This window comes from Parabacteroides vesiculifaciens, assembly GCF_049860805.1.
GTDB lineage: Bacteria > Bacteroidota > Bacteroidia > Bacteroidales > Tannerellaceae > Parabacteroides.
This window is the reverse complement of the sequence record NZ_CP187555.1, coordinates 4325375-4345361: the sequence shown is the minus strand read 5'-3', so window position 1 is coordinate 4345361 and position 19987 is coordinate 4325375. Positions and strand designations below refer to the sequence as shown.

Below are 19987 nucleotides of genomic sequence, written 5' to 3'. Positions count from 1 at the left end.
AACCCTGACGCACCCCTTACGTCAATCCAGCCAAGGCGCCGGATTCAATTTCGTTTTCTCTTTCCAGAGCTGGAAATGAAGGATCGTAGCATTGCCATCCTCTGTATCGGTAAAGATCTTGCCGATTGCCTGGCGGGTGCTCACCTTATCGCCTGCCTTTACATAGACCTGGCTCAGGTTACTGTAAACCGTCAGATAGTTACCATGCCGGACAATGACCGAGTTATTATATCCCGGAACGACGAACACGCGCGTCACCTCGCCGTTGAACACGGCACGGGCGTCCGCACCCGGAGAGGTCTGGATGTCGATACCGCTGTTATTCGTGCGGACATACTTCAACTCCTGATGTTGCTGTTCGCCAAAGAAGGCGACAATCGTATGGCGGCCGGACACTGGGTAAGGCAAACGCCCTTTATTGCCCGCGAAATCATCAGACAGGCGTTTCTCGGCTTTCGTCATGGCATAACCGCCTTTGGTGTCGGCGACACGTTCTTCACGGGCCGGTTCCGTCTCCGGCTTCGCTTCGGGAACTTTCTTTCCGGAAGCGGCAGCCTTTTCACGGGCCAGGCGGTTCCGTTCGGCACGGGCCGCCCGTTCGCGGGCGGCTTTTGCTTCGGCCTCGGCGCGCGCGATTTCTTCGGCTATCTGCTTTTCGATCTGGCGGTTCAGGGCGTCGGCCTGTTTCTGTTTCTTTTTCAGGTCGGCCTGCAACTGCTTCTGTTTCTTGCTTAATTGCTGTACTTCCTCTTTCTGGCTCGATTCTTCGGCAACGAGTTTACGGCTTTCATCTTCACGTGCGCCCAACAAGGCGTTCTTTTCGGCACGTGTCTTTTCCAGTTCTTTCTGCTTGTCGGCAATCTCTTTTTGTTTGTCGATGATTTCGGAAGCTTGCCTTTTCTGCCAGTCGGCATACTCGCGGAGGTAACGCATACGGCGAAGGGACTGGGCAAAATTGTCGGCAGAGAGGATAAACAGCAACTTATCCTGCGAACTGCGGCGTTTGTATATGCTCTGAACCGATTTTCCGTAATTCTGCCGTTTGTTGCCCAACTCCTTTTCCAAGCGGGAGATATTGTGGCGGGAGGCGGCTATCTGTTTATCTATTTCCCCGACCTCCTGATTCAGCAAGTTAATGACCTGTTTACGGGAAAGGATCTGTTTGGAGAGCAGGTTCAGGCGGTTCAGCGAGTTTCGCGCCGACTGCCGAGTCTCATCCAACAGTTGGCTGGTCATCTCGATCTCGGCAAGTGCGGCTTTACGCTGCTTTTCAAGTTCGCGTACTCTCGCCGAGTTCTGTGCGGAAACAGAACCGATCGACAGTACGAATATGACGAACCAAAAGTATTTCATCTTACATTTTAGTATTGCTCAACGACTTGATGATCTGCGCCAGCGTGATACGTTTATATTTGGCAGGAATGGAAAAATCCATTTTCACCGGCACATCCGTCTGCATACGGGAGAAATGCAACGTAATCCCCCCTTGCGAAGCACCTTCCTTCATCACCTGCACATCCATCTTCATGGGGAACGGCTGCCCGTCTGCCAAGCGGAAATCGGCATAATCCCATTGCAGGGCATAGCGATCCGAAGGCTCGGTGATGCAGGTCGAAAGAATCTTCTCCTCCCCGTCCGCCATGAAGGTGTACAACAGCCCCATCACATCCTTCACCCGTATTTCGGCTGCGGGTCCGTCCTGTTTCAACTTAAAACGGTTATACTGCTTCGGGCTGATTCCTTGCTGCCCGGGAAGAAACAACTGGTTGGTGAAAAGCGCCTGCAGATTATAGAAGTTGAACTCGATCGGCGTCTGCCCCTTCAGGTTGGCATAATTATCGGCTACGTAGCGTTTGTTCATGCGGTCAATCACCTTCACGCTGTCCACACTGATCTCGGCACGGAAAACTTCGATACCTAAAAAAGGTTGGACGGACAACTGGAAGGCACTGTCTTTTACCATTTTCAGGTCCACACGCGAGCTCATATTATTGCCCGGCAAGTTCAAGTCCACATTCAGACGTGCGGTCAGGGTTTCATACCTGAACGCCTGTTCCTGCATAAGCGTAAAAAACTCGTTATGCGTTTTCGCTCCGCCCGCTTCGACCGTCCCGACTTTCTTTGTCGATTTACAGCCCGTAAACGACAGGGCGATAAAAAGGATCAGCGCAGAGACAAGGCTAATCTTATTCATTCTTGACCTCCTCTTCTTCTATATAGGTTCCTTCTGCGATCTTACGATCCAGTACGTCGCTCACTTTCCCCATCTCCTTCGCTTTCTTCCACTGTTCGAGCGCCTTTTCCTTGTCGCCGCTCATAAAGAGGATATCACCGTAGTGGTCGACCAGTTCGGAGCTCTTGGTGGTATCGTTGGCAAGCGCGCTCTCGATGTATATCTTGGCAAGCGTATAGTTTCCCTGCACAAAGAATATCCAGGCATAGGTATCGAGGTAAGTCGAATTGTTCGGTTCCAACTTGACCGCCTGCGCACTCATCCGTTCCGCCTTTTTCAGGTCTTTCTTTTCCAACGAAAGGAAATAGGCGTAATTATTGAGGACAACTACATTCTTGTCGTTGAACTTCAATGCTTCGTCATACGCTTTATAGGCTTCCGGCATATTCTTGATCTGATAGTAGATATCGCCGATCTGTCCGTAGAAGTCAGACTTCAGCCCTACGTTCGTCTCCGGGATAATCTCTAAGCCCGCCCTGTAGGTGTCCAGTGCATCCTGATACTTCTCCTGCTGGAAATAAGCGATCCCAAGATAAAAGTAATACTCCGGCGCATCAGGAAAAAGTTCCTGGCAACGGGTACAGATACGGATCACTTCGGGAATGTCTTCCGACTTCAACGCCAGGTTCAGGAGTTGTTGCCAGGCGGCAGCATCCGACGGCTCCATCTCGGTGATCAACTGGAACTGGAATCGTGCCTCGTCAGTCTTCCCCTGGGCAATCAGCAAGCTGCCGTACATCTGTTTCAAGTCGATATCTTCGGGATGTTGTTCGATCAACGTCTGGAAAAGGGCATTCGCACTTTCCGTCCCTTTCTTCGTCTGCTGCAACTTAAGGATATAGCGGGACAGGATACCGACTTTCGTATCGACATCCAGTTTTTCGTTTACCAGCGCATTGCGTATCTGCGTTTCGGCGGCATCCTTATCGCCCACGGCTTCGTAGTAGTTTGCCATGGAGACGATGTAATAGGGGCTCTCCGGATCGATGGCGTGTGCCTTCTGATAGTATTTCAGGGCTTTGACGGTATCGTTCTTCTCCAGGTGCAGATCCCCCAAGATGATCTGATAGCGGGACTCCATCGGGAACTTGTCGGCGAGCTTTTCCACCTCTTTGAACGCATTATCGTTTTGATCCAACGCATTATAGAGCTTGTATTTCTGCATGGAAAGCGCTTCGTTCATGCCGATAGACGATTCGAGGGCATCGTAAGCATCGATCGCCTTTCCGATTTCACCCTCCTGCGTAAGCGCATCCGCCAGATAATAGTTCAACTCCGGCTTTCCGGGATAATCTTTCACCAACTTCTCATATTCCTCTGCCGCTTCACCGAACATACCGAGGTTGCGGCTCATCGTGGCCAACGCCAACCGGTAGGTAAAATTATCGGAACTGTAAGCCACCGCACGCCGCAACATTTCCAGTGACTTTTCCGGACGGTTCAGTTGGGCATAAAAGGAAGAAAGTTCGTATAACACAGCCGACGCAGTCGAATCGATCGCCAGACAATGGTTAAAGGCGTCATAAGCGGCATCGAATTTTCCGGCTGTCTTCAGGTTCAGCCCTTCGTAGAAGAAATAATCGAATTTTCGCTGATCTGCGGCACTCACCTTAATAGCTTTCTGCGGTATCTCCACCTTCGCATCCTGCTCCTGCGCCCTCAACGCCGATGGACTCCCGACCAGAAATAAGAAAAGAAATATCGAGATCAAAGACTTTAGCATCACACCCATAACTTTCAATTTTCAATTTTCAATTATTCTTTCCCCGTATGCCCGAAGCCACCGGCACCCCGTTCGGTATCGTCCAGCACTTCCACCGGCTGCCAGGCGACCTGGCTGTGGGTTGTGATCACCATCTGGCAAATACGCTCCCCATCGTTGATGGTAAAGGGTTCGGATGAGAGGTTTATCAGGATGATGCCGATCTCGCCGCGATAGTCTGCATCGATAGTGCCCGGCGTGTTCAGCAATGTAATGCCATGTTTCAATGCCAGGCCGCTACGGGGGCGCATCTGTGCCTCATAGCCTTCGGGCAACGCGATATATAATCCGGTCGGAATCAGTTTCCGTTCAAGGGGTTTCAAAACTACCGGTTCCATCAGATTTGCACGGATATCCATTCCTGCCGACAGCGGAGTCGCGTATCCGGGCAGCGGATGATGTGACTTATTTATGATCTTTACTTCCATAAACTCTTTTATTTCCGGGCAAATTTACACAAATATCCCTGATTACCATCTCCTGGAAGTTCCATTATTCTTTAAATTATACTAAGTACACCTATATGAACCGGAGCATTTTTGTCCATAACAAGGTGCTTTTTCTTCAAAACAAGCAAGAAAAGTACGAAAAACAAGCAGAAATATTTGCAAACATCCCCATCTTGCAGCTTTCTTCACCCGGGTGTAGCCGCTTTAAACACCCGGATGTTCCTGTTCCGGACATCCGGGTGTCCGCGTACAATCTATACTAATAAAATGATTGACAGATGCTTATCTAACAAAATAAAGGCTATGGCTTTTTAGGGGACAGGTGATAGAGGTGTGATAGATGTGTGATAGATAAATACAACATCTATCACACGATGACATCCTGATTATCAACACTTAAACAGCGAAGTGTGATAGAGTGACAGAGGATTTCGAAAAACAGTATGTATAGCCACTCTCTGTTCTTTCCCAATATGAACCATAAATCATCATTTCTCTACCCGTATTTCCACCATGGCATCCGGCAGACCTTCCGCTGTAGCTTTTAACCGGATGGAGCCTGCCTTACCCGTGTTTTGCACGACAGCCATTGCCTTTCCATAGAAAGCATGGCGTTCCGGTTTCTTGAGGCTGACGGGATCGTTTTGGTCGCCGTTGTCCGTTCCGGCAATGAAACCGTCCCCTTCAACCGTGAAACGAATCAGGTTATTGGCATCCGGCACTAAGTTTCCATCTTTGTCCTGTATTTCCACGGTTACGAATGAAAGATCCGTTCCATCGGCGTGCAAGGCGGAACGATCGGGGAGCAGTACGATCCGGGCAGGTTCGCCGGCCGTATGGATTTCACGCGTAAGCACTTCCTTACCGTTTTTACGGGAAACGGCTTTCAATGTACCTGGCATAAAAGGGACACGCCAGCATACATGGAAAGCATCGTCCGGTTTGCTCTTGGTTCCCAAGCTCTGGCCGTTCAGAAAAAGTTCCACTTCATCCGCCTGGTTATAGTAAGCCCAGACATCGACAGGTTCTCCTTCTTTCCAGTTCCAGTGAGGGAAAAGATGAAGGACCGGTGTGTCGGTCCATTCGCTCTGGTACATATAATATACATCTTTCGGAATACCAGCCAGATCGACAATACCGAAGAAGCTGCTACGGCTCGGCCACCAATACGGTGTCGGTTCGCCCAGATAGTCGAAACCTGTCCAGATAAACATGCCTGAAACATAAGGCAGCCGTTTGACTTCCCGCCAAGTGACTTCGTGAGTCGAGCCCCAGGGTACATGGCAATTGTCATAAGCCGAACAGAGATGTTCGGGACGGTCGAAACGATCCCGCCAGGTGTTCGGCCAGACATACATCGAATCGGATGGCATCTGGTAGTAGCCGCGCGTCATCAGGGCGGAAGTAGATTCGCTGACGATTAACTTCTTGCCCGGGAAATTTTGCGGGAACGGCTCGTAATTCTTTTCGTGATAGTTGAATCCCAATATATCCAACGCATTCGAACGGAAGATCAGGTTACCCGGTGTGGCTTCGTTGTTGGCAGCAGTGACAGGGCGCGTCTTATCCAGGCGCTTGACGATTGCCGCCAGCGAATGGGCGATCAATCCCTGTACGCTCATGGCGGTATCGGACAAAATCTTGTCATCTACAGGATGTCCAGCATTGAGGATCAGGTTGGCGGCTTCCAGACTCAAGGTGTCGGCATCGGCATGCTGCCATTGCTCCAGCACTTCGTTTCCGATGCTCCACATAAAAACGGACGGGTGGTTACGGTCGCGCAGAATCTGGTCTGTCAAGTCTCTTTCATGCCATTCGTCGAAATATTGGGCATAATCGTACGGCGATTTTCGTTTCCGCCACATGTCGAAAGCCTCGTCCTGTACCAGCAGCCCGATCCGGTCGCATATGTCGAGCAACTCGGGAGCCGGCGGGTTATGGCTGGTGCGGACGGCATTGGCACCCATGTCTTTCATCATTTGCAGTTGACGTTCGAGTGCCCTCGGGTTGATCGCGCTTCCGAGGCATCCCAGGTCATGATGCAGGCAGACACCCAATATTTTAGTCGGTTCTCCGTTCAGAGAGAATCCTGTATGCTCGTCCCAATCGAACTTACGTATGCCGAATGTGGTTTGATAGCGGTCCGTCAGTTTATTGCCGACTTTCACCTCGATTATGGCGGTATACAGATAAGGATTCCGGATGCTCCATAGTTCCGGATAGAACATTTCTATTGTGTGTGTAATGACTTTCTTCCCTCCTGCGGCTAATTCGGCTGGAGAAGATGTCTCGTAGAGAACCTTTCCTTCCCTGTTTTGTATCAGGGTAGAAACTTCCACAATTACATCGGATGCATCGTTTTTCAGGGTCGTTTCAATTTCGACCGTGCTCTTGTCCGCATTAATGACTGGCGTAGTGATATTTGTCCCCCAGTTATCCACATGGACTTGTCCGGTTTTCACCAACCATACATTCCTGTAAATGCCGGAACCCGAATACCAGCGGGAGTTCGGTTGTTCGCTGTTATCGGCCTGGACAACCAGAACATTCTCCTCCTTACCATAATTCAGATACGGTGTCAGGTTGTAACGGAACGAGACATACCCGTTGGGGCGGAAACCTAACATGTGTCCGTTCAGCCAGACCTTACTGTTCCGGTAAACACCGTCGAAATCAATATAGACCACTTTTCCTTTGTCGCTTTCAGGCAGTTTGAAATGTTTCCGGTACCACCCCATTCCACCAGGCAGCGCACCGCCTCCGGGAGTCGCCGGGTTATCGAGGGAGAAATCCGCTTCGATGCTCCAGTCGTGAGGCAGGTTCAGAACTCGCCAATTGCTGTCATCCGTACCGGGTGCGGAGGCATCGGCTTGCTTTTCAGTCAGGGCAAAGCGCCATTCCTTGTTAAAAGATATTCTCTCACGGCCTTTTTCCTGTGTGGCACATGCGGCAAGAAACAGGCAAACCAGGGCAAATACGGATAGTCTCATACGTGTATAGTTAACTCGTTTATATTATACAAAGGTAATACAAAAGAGCCTAAAAAATGCGGGAAGAATATACAAAATAAAGGGGTATATCGTTATAATATCATACATTTGTAGGGATGAACCCGTGTGTTCATCCTCAAAAAAGAAAGATAAAACTATGGCAGTAAAGAAAGACAGAGTGCTTTGGGCAGACGATGAGATAGATTTGTTAAAGCCCCACATCCTTTTCCTGCAGGATAAGGGATATGAAGTGATTCCGGTAATCAGCGGGCAGGACGCCATCGAATGCTGCAAGGAAGAATCGTTCGACATCATTTTCTTAGACGAGAATATGCCTGGGCTGACCGGGCTGGAAACATTGGCGCAGATCAAGGCGGTCAACCCAGATGTCCCTGTCGTCATGGTGACCAAAAGCGAAGAAGAGAGCATCATGAACCAGGCCATCGGCAACAAGATCGCCGACTACCTGATCAAACCTGTCAATCCGAACCAGTTGCTCTTGTCGATCAAAAAGAATGTCCATAAGAATGTAATCATATCCGAGACGACGACTGTCGGCTATCAGCAGGAGTTCGGCCGCATCGGCATGCAGATCAACGATTCGCTGACGACCGACGACTGGATGGAAGTGTACAAGAAGCTCGTCTATTGGGAGATCGAACTGGAAAACAGCCAGGTCCAGATGACCGATATGCTCCGTATGCAGAAACAGGAAGCAAACAATGCGTTCGGCAAATTTGTCAAAAAGAATTATGTGGACTGGATCCAGAATCCCGAAATCCGTCCGTTGATGAGCCCGGACTTGTTTAAAAAGAAGGTTTTCCCGATGCTCGACAACGAAGAGAAGGTGTTCTTTATTCTGATCGATAACTTCCGTCTCGACCAGTGGCGCGAAGTAAAGGATTTGCTGGCTGAATATTATACGTTCGACGAGAGCCTGTACTACAGCATCCTGCCGACCGCCACACAGTATGCCCGCAACTCGATCTTCTCCGGGCTGATGCCTCTGCAGATCGAAAAGATATTTCCGGAACTCTGGGTAGACGAAGACAGCGAGGAGGGGAAAAACCTGAACGAGGCGCCACTTATCCAGACACAGATCGAGCGGTTCCGCAAGAAATATTCTTTCTCTTACCATAAGGTACATGATTCGCAATATAACGACAAATTGCTGAATATCGTCCCTTCCCTGCTTCATAACCAGTTGAATGTAGTAGTGCTGAACTTTGTCGATATGCTCTCCCATGCCCGTACCGAAAACAAGATGATCCGCGAGCTGGCCCAGAGTGAGGCGGCTTACCGTAGCCTGACTCGTTCCTGGTTCCAACATTCAGGCACGCTGGAACTCTTCAAGCGTATTGCCGGAAAAGGATATAAAGTGATCGTCACGACCGACCATGGCACGATCCGCGTCGATAATCCGCAGAAGGTGATAGGCGATAAGAATACGAATACCAACCTGCGCTATAAGGTAGGCAAGAACTTGAATTATAATCCGAAGGAAGTCTTTGACATCCGTTTTCCCGACAAGGCGGGGTTACCTTCCCCGAACCTGAGCAGCAAATATATCTTTGCGATGAACAATGATTTCTTTGCTTATCCGAACAACTATAATTATTACGTTTCTTATTACAAGAACACATTCCAGCACGGCGGTATTTCGATGGAGGAAATGTTGATTCCTTTTATCACGATGACCGTGAAATAAAATAATGGACAACGGACAATGACAATGGACAATTGTTTTAACTTTGCAACTGAAATCCAAATTGTCAATTGTCCATTAATAAAATTATGAATACAATTAAAATCGAAAGTTTAGATACGATCCGTCAAGCAGCGAAAGAGTTTATTGCCGGGATGGATGACCGTACCGTTTTTGCTTTCCGGGGTAACATGGGAGCCGGGAAGACCACCTTTATCAAGGCTATTTGCGAAGAACTGGGTGTAGAGGATGTTATCAACAGCCCCACATTTGCCATTATCAACGAATACCGGAGCGACGAGACCGGTGAACTGATCTATCATTTCGACTTCTACCGTATCAATAAGCTGAGTGAAGCGGAAGATATAGGCACGGAAGATTATTTCTATAGCGGCGCACTCTGTTTTATCGAATGGCCGGAAAAGATCGAAGAATTGTTGCCGGGCGACGTTGTGGAAGTTGCCATTACAGAAAATCCGGACGGTTCCCGCACCGTAGAAGTAAAGTAAGATGGAACCTACCGAATATTTTATCCTGATACTCTTTATCGCATTAGGGGTATTCTCTATTGTTGCCGCAGCCCTGAATCTCGACTGGTACTTCCAGACCAGCGGAGCCATGACTTTTGTCAAATGGCTGGGACGTAAAGGCGCCCGTATCTTCTATGTTCTTTTGGGATTGGGATTGATTGCCTGCGGGGTGACAGGGCTTGTCCTTTGGAATTAAGAATCGAAAAGAGGGTGATTCAAAACCCTTGTCCCCGTGTTTGACACGGGGACGGGACAGTTTTGACACCTACTCTTTATCAGACTATTGTAAAATCCAATTGTTTCTTTTCCAGATTAGCTTGTACTATTCTAACCGTGATATCATCCCCTAACCGGTAGATACGTTTTGTCCGGCGACCGAGCAGACAATAATTCTTGTCGTCAAACTCGTAGTAATCGTCATCGAGGTCACGCATCGGAACAAGCCCTTCGCATTTGTTCTCATTCAGTTCCACATATAATCCCCATTCGGCAACTCCGGACACGACCCCATCGAATACCTGTCCGATTTTATCTTTCATAAACTCGACTTGTTTGTACTTGATGGAAGAGCGTTCGGCATTTGCGGCAACCATTTCCATATCGGAGCAATGTGTACAATACTCTTCATACTTGTTCTTTATCACACTGCGCCCACCAGCCAGGTAACGTTCCAGTAAACGGTGCACCATTATATCCGGATAACGGCGGATAGGAGAAGTGAAGTGTGTATAACAATCCATTGCCAACCCATAGTGACCGGCATTATCTGTCGTATAATGGGCTTTCTGCATGGAGCGGATAGCCAGAGTCTCCACCAGATTTTCTTCCGCCTTTCCCTGTACGCTGTCCAGCAGATCGTTGATACCTTTAGATATATCCGTCTTTGTTCCTTCCGTACGCATCTTGTAACCGAAACGGCTGATAAACGCAGAGAAGTCTCTTAATTTCTCAGGATCCGGCTGTTCATGGATACGATAGACGAACGTTTTCTTGTTCCTATTCTTGCTCTTTCCGACAAACTCCGCTACCGTACGGTTTGCCAATAACATGAATTCTTCAATCAGCTTATTGGCTTCCTTCACCTCTTTGATATAAGTGCCAAGCGGTTTACCGGTCTCATCTATATCGAATTTGACTTCGTAACGGTCGAAAGCGATTGCCCCGTCTTTGAAACGTCGCTCACGCAGTTTCTGTGCCAGACTGTTAAGCGCCAGAATCTCTTCCTTATAATCACCTTCTCCTGTCTCGATTATGGCCTGTGCTTCTTCGTAGGCAAAGCGGCGGTCGCTCTTGATAATGGTGCGGGCGATATGTGATTGTTGTACTTCGGCCTCCTTATTCAGTTCGAAGATAGCGGAAAAACAAAGTTTCTCTTCATCCGGCCGGAGTGAACAGATCTGATTACATAAGCGTTCCGGCAACATCGGGATAGTGCGGTCCACAAGATAAACAGATGTAGCACGTTTGTAAGCCTCCCGGTCTATCAAGCTTTCCGGTTTGACATAATAGGTCACATCGGCGATGTGGACCCCTATTTCCCAATTGCCGTTTTCCAACTTGCGGGCGGAAAGGGCATCGTCGAAGTCCTTGGCATCTTTCGGGTCGATCGTGAAAGTCGTAACACCGCGAAAATCCTCGCGCTTGGCTATCTCATCTTCAGGAATTGCTTCCGATATCTTTTCCGCCGCCTTTTCTACGTTAGCCGGATATTTATACGGCAAGTCGAACTCGGCCAGGATGGCATTCATCTCCGCATTATTCTCACCGGCAGTTCCCAGAATATCGACCACCTCGCCCAGCGGGTTCTTGGCTTCTTCCGGCCATTCGGTGATACGGACGATCGCTTTGTCGCCGGTCTTGCCGCCTTTCAGTTTATCTTTCGGGATAAAGATATCGTTTGCCAATGTCTTATCCTCCGTAATAAGGAAGGCAAAGCCTTTTGTCACCTGGAGCTTACCGGTGATTGTACGCCGGCTGCTTTCCAGTATTTCAATAACCTCCCCTTCCGGATCGGCTCCTTTTCTTTTGGCATGAAGCTGTATTTTCACCTTATCGCCATTAAGCGCATGTGCAGAGTTCCGCTCTGCCACAAAGATCGGCGTCCCGCCATCTTCGGGGATAAAAGAATTCTTTCCGTTCTGGCGGCGTATAAAGGTTCCGACAGCCGTCGTCCCCCAATCGTTATAGCGATAACGCCCCCGGTCTATCTCGGAAATGAAGTTGTCAGAAGAAAGGTCATACAGGATATCCACCACCTGCAACTTCTGCACCTGGTTGGTCACGCCTATCATACTGCTGATTTGTCGATAGTTAAAAGGTTCCTTGGGAGAAGACTTGAAAACGTTGATGATAGCATTGATCATAGCCTCTTTCTTCATCCGTTTGTTTTCGCCTCTGGAGTTGTTTTTCTTCTTCTCCGGTTTATTACTTTTCTTTTCAGATTTATTCTTAGTCATATTTCTCTTTCAATGTGTTTTACAAAGTAAACAATAAATTTTGAGAAGCTGTTTACATTTGCGATAAATAATATTCGGGAGATTTCATTCCCCGAAACTGTTGGCTCTTACACCTTTAACCCCCGGTTTGCAACAGAACACACTACCGCTTAACGGGTATTTCCGGAGCTGTTCTTCGGACAGGCCTGCACGAGCCGTTGTAATATAAAGCGTATCCATTTTTTTACCTCCGAATGCACAGGAGGCGACATTTGGTGCCGGCACTTCCACTTTTGCCAGCAACTCCCCTGTATAGGGGTTGTAACAATAAACGCCATAACCACCCCACTGGGCAACCCAAAGGTGGTCTTCACTATCTATTGCCATACCATCGGGCGCCCCCGATTCATAGGGCAAGGTAACGGCTATACCATCAAACAGGATGTCGCCGTTGTCGGCATCGTAGCGGTAGCGGGCTATTTTGCCGGTCGGCGTATCGTTGTAGTACATAAACTTCTTATTGGACGACCATACGATTCCGTTCGAGATCGTAACCTTTTGCAGTTTGGAAGTAACTGTTCCGTCGGGCGAAACGGTATATAAGGTCCCGGCTCCTTTAGGCGCACCGAAGCCCATCGTCCCGACCCACAGACGTCCGGCGGGATCGCATTTGCCGTCGTTGCAACGTACTTTGCCGTCTTTGTCGGGGATCGGAGCTATGGAAGTCGTATGCCCGTCATGCAGGTTCACCCGCACGATCTCATTTTGCAGGGCTATGATAACCGTACTGTCTGTCTCGGGAACCACCGTCGAAACCATGCGGTCGAATTTCCATGAACTACATTCTTTCGTATTCGGATGATATTCGTATAATGTCTGGCCTTCAATGTCCACCCAGAATAAGGTGTGACGTTCGGGATGCCAGATGGAACCTTCTCCAGTAGTCGCTTCAGCCTGATAGGCCAACTCTGCTGGAATCATTTCGACCTTAGGTGAGCAGGATGCCGTCATAATCAAAATAGATATTAAAACAGATGCGTTAATAAGAAAATGTTTCATGGTACAAAAAAGACTATTCTTGCCAGTTATGGATAAGTTTTATGCAAACATACTAAATAAATCCGAGATTTCCTTTAAATTAGAGCCCGAATTTATATAATCGGCTCTGATTGCCATTAATGAACAGATTTTAAATTAAGATTAAGATGAAAGAGTTGAATGAAAAAACTGCCGGCAAAGTGCTGTATCCGGAACGGATCATCCAGTTCGGTGAGGGTAATTTCCTTCGTGCATTTGTGGATTGGATTATCCAGAAAATGAATGAGAAAGTAGGTTTTAACAGCAGTGTCGTGGTGGTCCAGCCCATCGACCGGGGAATGGTCGATATGTTGAACGCACAGGATTGTTTGTACCATGTCAATCTCCAAGGGTTGGATAAAGGCGAAAAAGTAGACAGCCTTACCCGGATCGATGTGATCAGCCGTGCGTTGAATCCTTATGCGGACTTTTCCGCTTTTATGAAACTGGCCGAACAGCCGGAGATGCGTTTTGTCATTTCGAATACGACGGAAGCAGGAATTACCTTCGATCCGGCTTGCAAGTTGGATGACACGCCTGCTTCTTCCTATCCAGGCAAACTGACCCAATTGCTTTATCACCGCTACAAAACATTTAACGGAGATAAAGACAAAGGGCTGATTATCTTTCCGTGCGAACTGATTTTCCTGAACGGGCATAAACTGAAAGAAACCATTTATCAATATATCGATTTATGGCAATTAGGAGAAGGTTTCAAAAACTGGTTTACGGAATGTTGCGGTGTATATGCGACGTTGGTGGACCGTATTGTTCCGGGATTTCCACGTAAAGAGATCGATTCGATTAAAGAGAAACTGCAATATAATGACAATCTGGTCGTGCAGGCGGAGATATTCCATTTATGGGTAATCGAGGCGCCTGAATCGGTTGCCAAAGAGTTTCCTGCAGACAAGGCGGGCTTGAATGTATTGTTTGTTCCGAGCGAAGAACCTTACCATCAGCGAAAAGTGACGCTGCTGAACGGTCCTCATACGGTTCTGGCACCTGTCTCCTGGCTTTCCGGGGTGAATATCGTGCGGGATGCTTGCCAGCACGAAGTGTTGGGAAAATACATCCATAAGGTGATGTTTGAGGAATTGCTGGAGACGCTGAATCTGCCGAAAGAAGAACTGGTGCAATTCGGCAATGATGTTATGGAACGTTTCAACAACCCGTTTGTCGATCATTCGGTCGTTTCCATCATGCTGAACTCATTCCCTAAATATGAGACACGCGATCTGCCGGGCTTGAAAGTCTATCTGGAACGGAAAGGCGAGTTGCCGAAAGGACTTGTGTTAGGCCTGGCCGCTATTATCACCTATTATAAAGGATATGTCCGTGCCGATGGTACGAAATCCGAGCCGAACGATTCTGCTGAGATTCTTCAGTTGCTGCAGGGACTTTGGGCTACCGGCTCGACACATCAAGTTGCCGAAGGCGTATTGGCGGCGACTTCTATTTGGGGAGAAGACCTGAACCGTATTCCGGGATTGACCGGTATGGTTAAAGGGTTCCTGGATGCCATCCAGGAAAAAGGAATGCTCAATGTCGTTAAAGAAATTTGCTGATGCGGACATATATACAAATAAATCCGGCGGACAATGTCGTTGTCGCCGTAAAGGATTTACAGGCCGGTACATCTTTGGATGTGGACGGTAAAACAATTGTTGTCCTGCAGGATATACCTGCAGGACATAAAGTTGCTTTGCAGGATTTTAAAGAAGGAGACCATATCATTAAATATGGCGCCCCCATCGGACATGCCCGTGAAGCGATAGCTGCCGGAAGCTGGGTAAACGAAAAGAATATCAAGACCAATCTGGAAGGATTGCGAGAATATGAATTCAACCCGCAGGCTATTCCTGAACAACCGTCCGCGAGGTCGCTTTCCTTTAAAGGATACCGGCGCAAGAACGGAGAGGTGGGAATCCGGAATGAGATTTGGGTGATTCCTACTGTCGGTTGTGTCAACGGCATCACGCACCGGCTGGTCGACAAATTACGGCAAGAGACACAGGACGCCGGAGTCGATGCAATTGTCGCTTTTCCCCATAACTACGGCTGTTCCCAACTGGGAGACGACCATGAAAATACCCGGAAAATTTTGCGGGATATGGTTCTGCATCCGAATGCGGGTGCTGTACTTGTTGTCGGGTTAGGCTGCGAGAACAACCAGGCCGGCACTTTCCGGGAAATGCTTGGTGATTACGACACGGAACGCATCCGCTTTATGGAAACGCAAAAGGTGGATGATGAACTGGAAACGGGGATGGAGTTGTTGCGGGAACTCTATGCGATTGCTTCGCAGGATAGGCGGACGGATATTCCCTTGAGTGAATTGCGTGTGGGGTTGAAATGCGGAGGATCGGATGGTTTCTCAGGCATTACGGCTAACCCGCTGTTAGGTGTCTTTTCCGATTTTCTTGTTGCGCAGGGAGGAACAACCGTTCTGACAGAAGTACCGGAAATGTTCGGTGCCGAAACGATCCTGATGAACCGTAGCGAATCAAAGGCTGTCTTTGAAAAGACCGTTCATCTGATCAACGACTTCAAATCTTATTTTATAGAAAACAAACAACCGATTTACGAGAATCCTTCTCCGGGAAACAAGGCTGGAGGTATCTCAACCCTAGAAGAGAAATCGTTAGGTTGTACGCAAAAAGCCGGGACCTCGGCTGTCCGGGATGTAATGCTTTATGGCGAACGGCTGAAGACAAAGGGCCTGAATCTGCTAAGTGCACCTGGTAACGACCTGGTGGCCAGTACGGCACTTGCTTCTTCGGGTTGCCACTTGGTTTTGTTTACAACCGGCAGGGGAACTCCGTTCGGCACATTTGTTCCGACTGTGAAAGTTTCGACCAATAGTAATCTGTATTTCCGCAAACCCAACTGGATCGATTTCAATGCCGGCCCCCTCTTGGAGGGCAAAAGCATGGAGGAACTTTGTGAATGTTTTATCCGGTTTATCATCAGTATCGCAAGCGGTAGCCCGACTAACAATGAAAAGAATGGCTACCGGGAGATCGCAATCTTCAAATCCGGTGTGACGCTGTGACAAAAGAATTCTGGCTTATTGTACAGTTTTTCAAAATACCCGTTGGTCCAAATCGAAACAGTAGTGCATGAAATTCGGTTTTCTACCCCATCTATTTCAAATTACCCCTGCGGGTAATATTTTTTAAGAAACCTATGATAATACAAAGCATTGGGTAACAAATAGATATGGATATTTGTCTTTTAGGGGAGGTTCTTGTATGATTTAACATTTTAAAAGGATGGCTTCACTTCTTGCCGGATTTGAGCTATCAATTTATATCGACGGGAGTATAGATATAAATTGATAGCTCAAATCTTCTTAAATCTTCTTCTCAATAACCGCCTGTACCACATTCAGCACATAATCGCCTAACTTTTCGGCTTCACCGATGATATCCATGTAGTAGACACCGTCCTGATACTGGTATTTCTTGTTGTTGATGTCTTCCACATTGTGGATCTTCAACTGGTTGCGGTAATTATTTATTTCGTTTTCGATGTTGTAAGACGGATTGACATCGTCGCGTACAAGTTCTGTCTTTTTCAAAATCTCGATCATACGATGTAAAGCTTTTTCTGTAAGTGCCAGCATCTGGTCCACATTATGGTTCTGCTCATCCGTAAATATCGATTTAAACTCGTTGCGACGCTTAATGCTTCTCGCCATGTTATTACAAGAATCGGCGATACTTTCGATTTCCGACACGGCACGCAGCATGATACGGATTTCTTCCTTACCTTCCGAACTCAAGCGGCCTTCAGCCACACAAGTTAGATAGTTGGCAATTTCGATCTCCATCCGGTCACTGATACTTTCGTATTTCTCGACACGGCTATAGGTTTTCAGGAATACATCTTCGTTCTTTTCATAGAACAGTTCTTTCACCATATCCAACATACGCCCGGTACGTTCGGCAAACAACGTGATTTCCTTATGTGCCTGCAAGATGGAAAGCTCGGCTGTCGACAACATACCGCCTGTAATATAGCGCAACCGGTATTCTTCGTCTTCCTCTTTCTTGCCTTTGATAAGGAACCGGACCGTTTTCTCGATCAGCCCGACGAACCAAATCATAATAAATGTATTACTTATATTGAACGCCGTATGGAAAGCAGCCAATTTAAAGGAAACAGCCACCGACGGATCGGAAATGCGCATTATATGCGTGACGAACCAGGAAACGGCATTTGTGAACGGATAAAACAGAATCAATACCCAGATAACGCCGAATATATTGAAAACAAGGTGCGCCAAAGCCGCCCGTCTGGCTTGTGTATTACCTGTCAAAGCCGCCAGGTTGGCTGTAATCGTTGTACCGATATTTTCACCCAATACGAGCGCTACACCTAATTGATAGTCGATCCACCCGTTGGCACACATAATCAACGTGATAGCCATCGTCGCAGCGGAAGCCTGCACGATCATGGTCAGGATAGCCCCGATAAACAGGAACAGAATGATGGAGAAAAAGCCCATATCGGCATAGTTCTGCACGAAAGCGAGCATCTCCGGGTTGGCTCCGAGATCCGGAGCATTGGCTTTCAGTGCTTGAAGGCCCATAAAGAGGAATGCGAAACCGAATATGAATTCTCCGATCGATTTGCGGGAGCTTTTTCCTGAAAACAGAAGCGGAATACCGAAAGCGAGGAGAGGAAGAGAGAAAGCCGCAATGTCGACTTTGAACCCGAGGGTAGAGATCAACCAGGCGGTAACGGTCGTACCGATGTTGGCTCCCATAATGACCCCGATGGATTGGGTAAGGGTGAGCAGGCCGGCGTTTACAAAACTGACCACCATAACTGTTGTGGCGGATGATGATTGAATCAGGGCTGTAATTAAAACCCCGGTAAGCACTCCGGTAACCCTGTTAGTCGTCATGGCCGTTAGAATCTTGCGTAGGCTGTCACCTGCAAATTTCTGCAGACCTTCGCTCATGATCTTCATACCATACAGGAATAATCCCAAGGAACCTATAAGGCGTAGAAAATCAAAAAATGAATAGTCCATTTAAAATACGTTTAAGTGGATGTATATCCGATTAATATTCCTAACTTTAGGGGACAAAAGTATAAATAATAACTGATATACCATGTCTGAAACTATTACAATTTATTGCAAAAATAACAATACTTATAAAGAGGTACCGATTGGTTCTTCGCTGTTGGACATCTATTCGCTGGTTGGCGCACCGCTCCGGTTACAGCCGATGAATGCGCAGGTAAACAATAAAACCGAAGGGCTGACCTTCCGTTGCTGGCATCCCAAAGATATAGAATATATTGATTACTCCCGGCTTTCGGGGGTGCGTACATATGTCCGTTCCCTTTGTCATATTTTTTCAAAAGCAGTGAACGACGTCCTCCCTTCGGCCACGCTCAACCTCGAACATCCCATCTCGAAAGGTTATTATTGTGTGATCCATAACGGGAAGGATATAGACGAAGAAACGATCGGCAAGATCAAAAAGCGGATGCGTGAGATCATCGACGCCGACCTTCCTTTCCATTTAAAGACGGTTCGCACAGTCGATGCGGCAGTCCTGTTTCGCGAAAGGGGCATGAACGACAAGGCACGTCTGATCGAAAGTGCCGGCATGCCTTATACCTCTTATTATGACCTGGACGGTTACATCAACTATTTCTACGGTTGCCTGACACCTTCCACCGGCTATATCCGGCATTTTGACCTGGTCCCTTATTTCGACGGCGTGCTTTTGCGTGTCCCGCAAAGGAGTAACCCGGCAGAGTTGGAGCCGGTCATCCGCCAGGACAAGATGTTTCAGGTTTATAAGGAGCACCTGACGCTGCAACGTACAGTCGGATTGGACAACGTAGGCGATCTGAACCGGGTGATTGAGCGGGGTATGGCTTCCGAAGTCGTTATGGTCTCCGAAGCCATGCAAGAGAAGCAGGTTGCCAAGATTGCAGAAGAGATTGCCGCCCGTTACAACGACGGCATTCGTATTGTACTGATTTCCGGCCCGTCCTCTTCGGGAAAGACTACTTTCTGTAAACGTTTGGAAATACAGCTGATCACGAACCTCATTCATCCGGTCGGCCTCTCGCTCGACGATTATTTCCTGAATCGCGAAGATACGCCGAAGGACGAGTCCGGTGAATATGATTTCGAATCGCTGTATGCGCTCGACCTCCCCTATTTCAATAGTGAATTGCAGAAACTGCTTTCGGGAGAAGAGATCGAAGTCCCGACTTTCGACTTCGAAACAGGCCGCCGCATATTCAAAGGGAAAAAGCTGAAGATACATAAAAACTCCATCCTGGTGATAGAAGGCATCCACGCCCTGAACCCGGAGCTGACCTCTATGATCGAGGATTGTTATAAATACCGGATTTATGTCTCCGTACTGACCTCCATCTCGCTGGATAACCACAACTGGATTCCGACGACCGACAACCGCCTCTTGCGACGCATCATCCGTGATTACCGTTTCCGTGGCTATTCCGCCCGCGACACGATCGCCCGCTGGCCAAGTGTCCGCCGGGGTGAAGACAAATGGATATTCCCCTATCAGGAAAATGCGGATGCGATGTTCAACAGCGCCATGTTGTATGAACTGGCCGCCCTGCGCAAATTTGCCGAACCGATCCTAAGCGAAGTACGCGAGTGCGACCCGGAAAATGCCGAAGCCTACCGCCTGCTTCGTTTCCTCCGTTACTTTAATTATATTCCTGATGTCGGACTTCCGGGCACATCCCTCTTGCGTGAGTTCCTGGGGGGCGGCAGTTTCCGGTACTGATCAGGCTGTTAC

The 19987-nt window shown here is 48.1% G+C and carries 14 protein-coding genes; 6 read left to right on the top strand and 8 right to left on the bottom strand.

Annotation, left to right across the window (positions count from 1 at the left end):
- Positions 1-21: 21 nt before the first annotated feature.
- From ACPYIV_RS17180 to ACPYIV_RS17160, 5 genes are all read right to left on the bottom strand, one after another.
- A complete protein-coding gene (locus ACPYIV_RS17180) occupies positions 22-1353 on the bottom strand; it encodes a murein hydrolase activator EnvC family protein (protein ID WP_425884218.1) in 1332 nt (443 codons plus the stop codon).
- A 1-nt stretch (position 1354) separates the two neighbouring features.
- On the bottom strand, positions 1355-2194 hold the full coding sequence (locus ACPYIV_RS17175) for a DUF4292 domain-containing protein (protein WP_300762566.1): 840 nt from the start codon (positions 2192-2194) through the stop codon (positions 1355-1357).
- Positions 2187-3956, bottom strand: coding sequence for a tetratricopeptide repeat protein (locus ACPYIV_RS17170; RefSeq protein ID WP_425886532.1), 1770 nt, complete (start codon positions 3954-3956; stop codon positions 2187-2189). The genes ACPYIV_RS17175 and ACPYIV_RS17170 overlap by 8 nt, the downstream gene beginning before the upstream one ends.
- A 32-nt stretch (positions 3957-3988) precedes the next feature.
- On the bottom strand, positions 3989-4423 hold the full coding sequence (gene dut / locus ACPYIV_RS17165; RefSeq protein ID WP_293740930.1) for a dUTP diphosphatase: 435 nt from the start codon (positions 4421-4423) through the stop codon (positions 3989-3991).
- Positions 4424-4932: 509 nt separating this feature from the next.
- On the bottom strand, positions 4933-7434 hold the full coding sequence (locus ACPYIV_RS17160; RefSeq protein ID WP_425884215.1) for a sugar-binding domain-containing protein: 2502 nt from the start codon (positions 7432-7434) through the stop codon (positions 4933-4935).
- 157 nt (positions 7435-7591) lie between these two features.
- Between ACPYIV_RS17160 and ACPYIV_RS17155 the strand changes: the two genes are divergently transcribed.
- The 3 genes from ACPYIV_RS17155 (at position 7592) to ACPYIV_RS17145 (ending at position 9865) form a co-directional block, all read left to right on the top strand.
- Complete coding sequence (locus ACPYIV_RS17155) at positions 7592-9142, top strand: PglZ domain-containing protein (protein ID WP_293734162.1); 1551 nt, start codon at positions 7592-7594, stop codon at positions 9140-9142.
- Between the two features lie 86 nt (positions 9143-9228).
- Positions 9229-9648, top strand: coding sequence for a tRNA (adenosine(37)-N6)-threonylcarbamoyltransferase complex ATPase subunit type 1 TsaE (gene tsaE / locus ACPYIV_RS17150; protein WP_186929546.1), 420 nt, complete (start codon positions 9229-9231; stop codon positions 9646-9648).
- A gap of 1 nt (position 9649) precedes the next feature.
- Positions 9650-9865 (top strand): immunity 17 family protein, encoded by a 216-nt coding sequence (locus ACPYIV_RS17145; protein ID WP_293734161.1) that lies wholly within the window; start codon positions 9650-9652, stop codon positions 9863-9865.
- A 79-nt stretch (positions 9866-9944) separates the two neighbouring features.
- On the opposite strand, the gene rnr is transcribed toward ACPYIV_RS17145, so the two are convergent.
- Both rnr and ACPYIV_RS17135 read right to left on the bottom strand, forming a co-directional pair.
- Positions 9945-12125 (bottom strand): ribonuclease R, encoded by a 2181-nt coding sequence (rnr, locus tag ACPYIV_RS17140; protein ID WP_299359519.1) that lies wholly within the window; start codon positions 12123-12125, stop codon positions 9945-9947.
- An 84-nt stretch (positions 12126-12209) separates the two neighbouring features.
- Positions 12210-13115, bottom strand: coding sequence for an SMP-30/gluconolactonase/LRE family protein (locus tag ACPYIV_RS17135; RefSeq protein WP_293734159.1), 906 nt, complete (start codon positions 13113-13115; stop codon positions 12210-12212).
- A gap of 194 nt (positions 13116-13309) precedes the next feature.
- On the opposite strand from ACPYIV_RS17135, the gene ACPYIV_RS17130 reads away from it, so the two are divergent.
- Complete coding sequence (locus tag ACPYIV_RS17130; protein WP_293734158.1) at positions 13310-14749, top strand: tagaturonate reductase; 1440 nt, start codon at positions 13310-13312, stop codon at positions 14747-14749.
- Positions 14749-16236 (top strand): UxaA family hydrolase, encoded by a 1488-nt coding sequence (locus ACPYIV_RS17125; RefSeq protein WP_425884211.1) that lies wholly within the window; start codon positions 14749-14751, stop codon positions 16234-16236. The genes ACPYIV_RS17130 and ACPYIV_RS17125 overlap by 1 nt, the downstream gene beginning before the upstream one ends.
- 300 nt (positions 16237-16536) lie before the next feature.
- On the opposite strand, the gene ACPYIV_RS17120 is transcribed toward ACPYIV_RS17125, so the two are convergent.
- Positions 16537-18225, bottom strand: a complete 1689-nt coding sequence (locus ACPYIV_RS17120; protein WP_293734702.1) for a Na/Pi cotransporter family protein — start codon at positions 18223-18225, stop codon at positions 16537-16539.
- Between the two features lie 82 nt (positions 18226-18307).
- On the opposite strand from ACPYIV_RS17120, the gene ACPYIV_RS17115 reads away from it, so the two are divergent.
- Entirely contained in the window at positions 18308-19975 is a 1668-nt protein-coding gene (locus ACPYIV_RS17115; protein WP_425884209.1) for a nucleoside kinase, read from the top strand.
- Positions 19976-19987 lie beyond the last annotated feature (12 nt).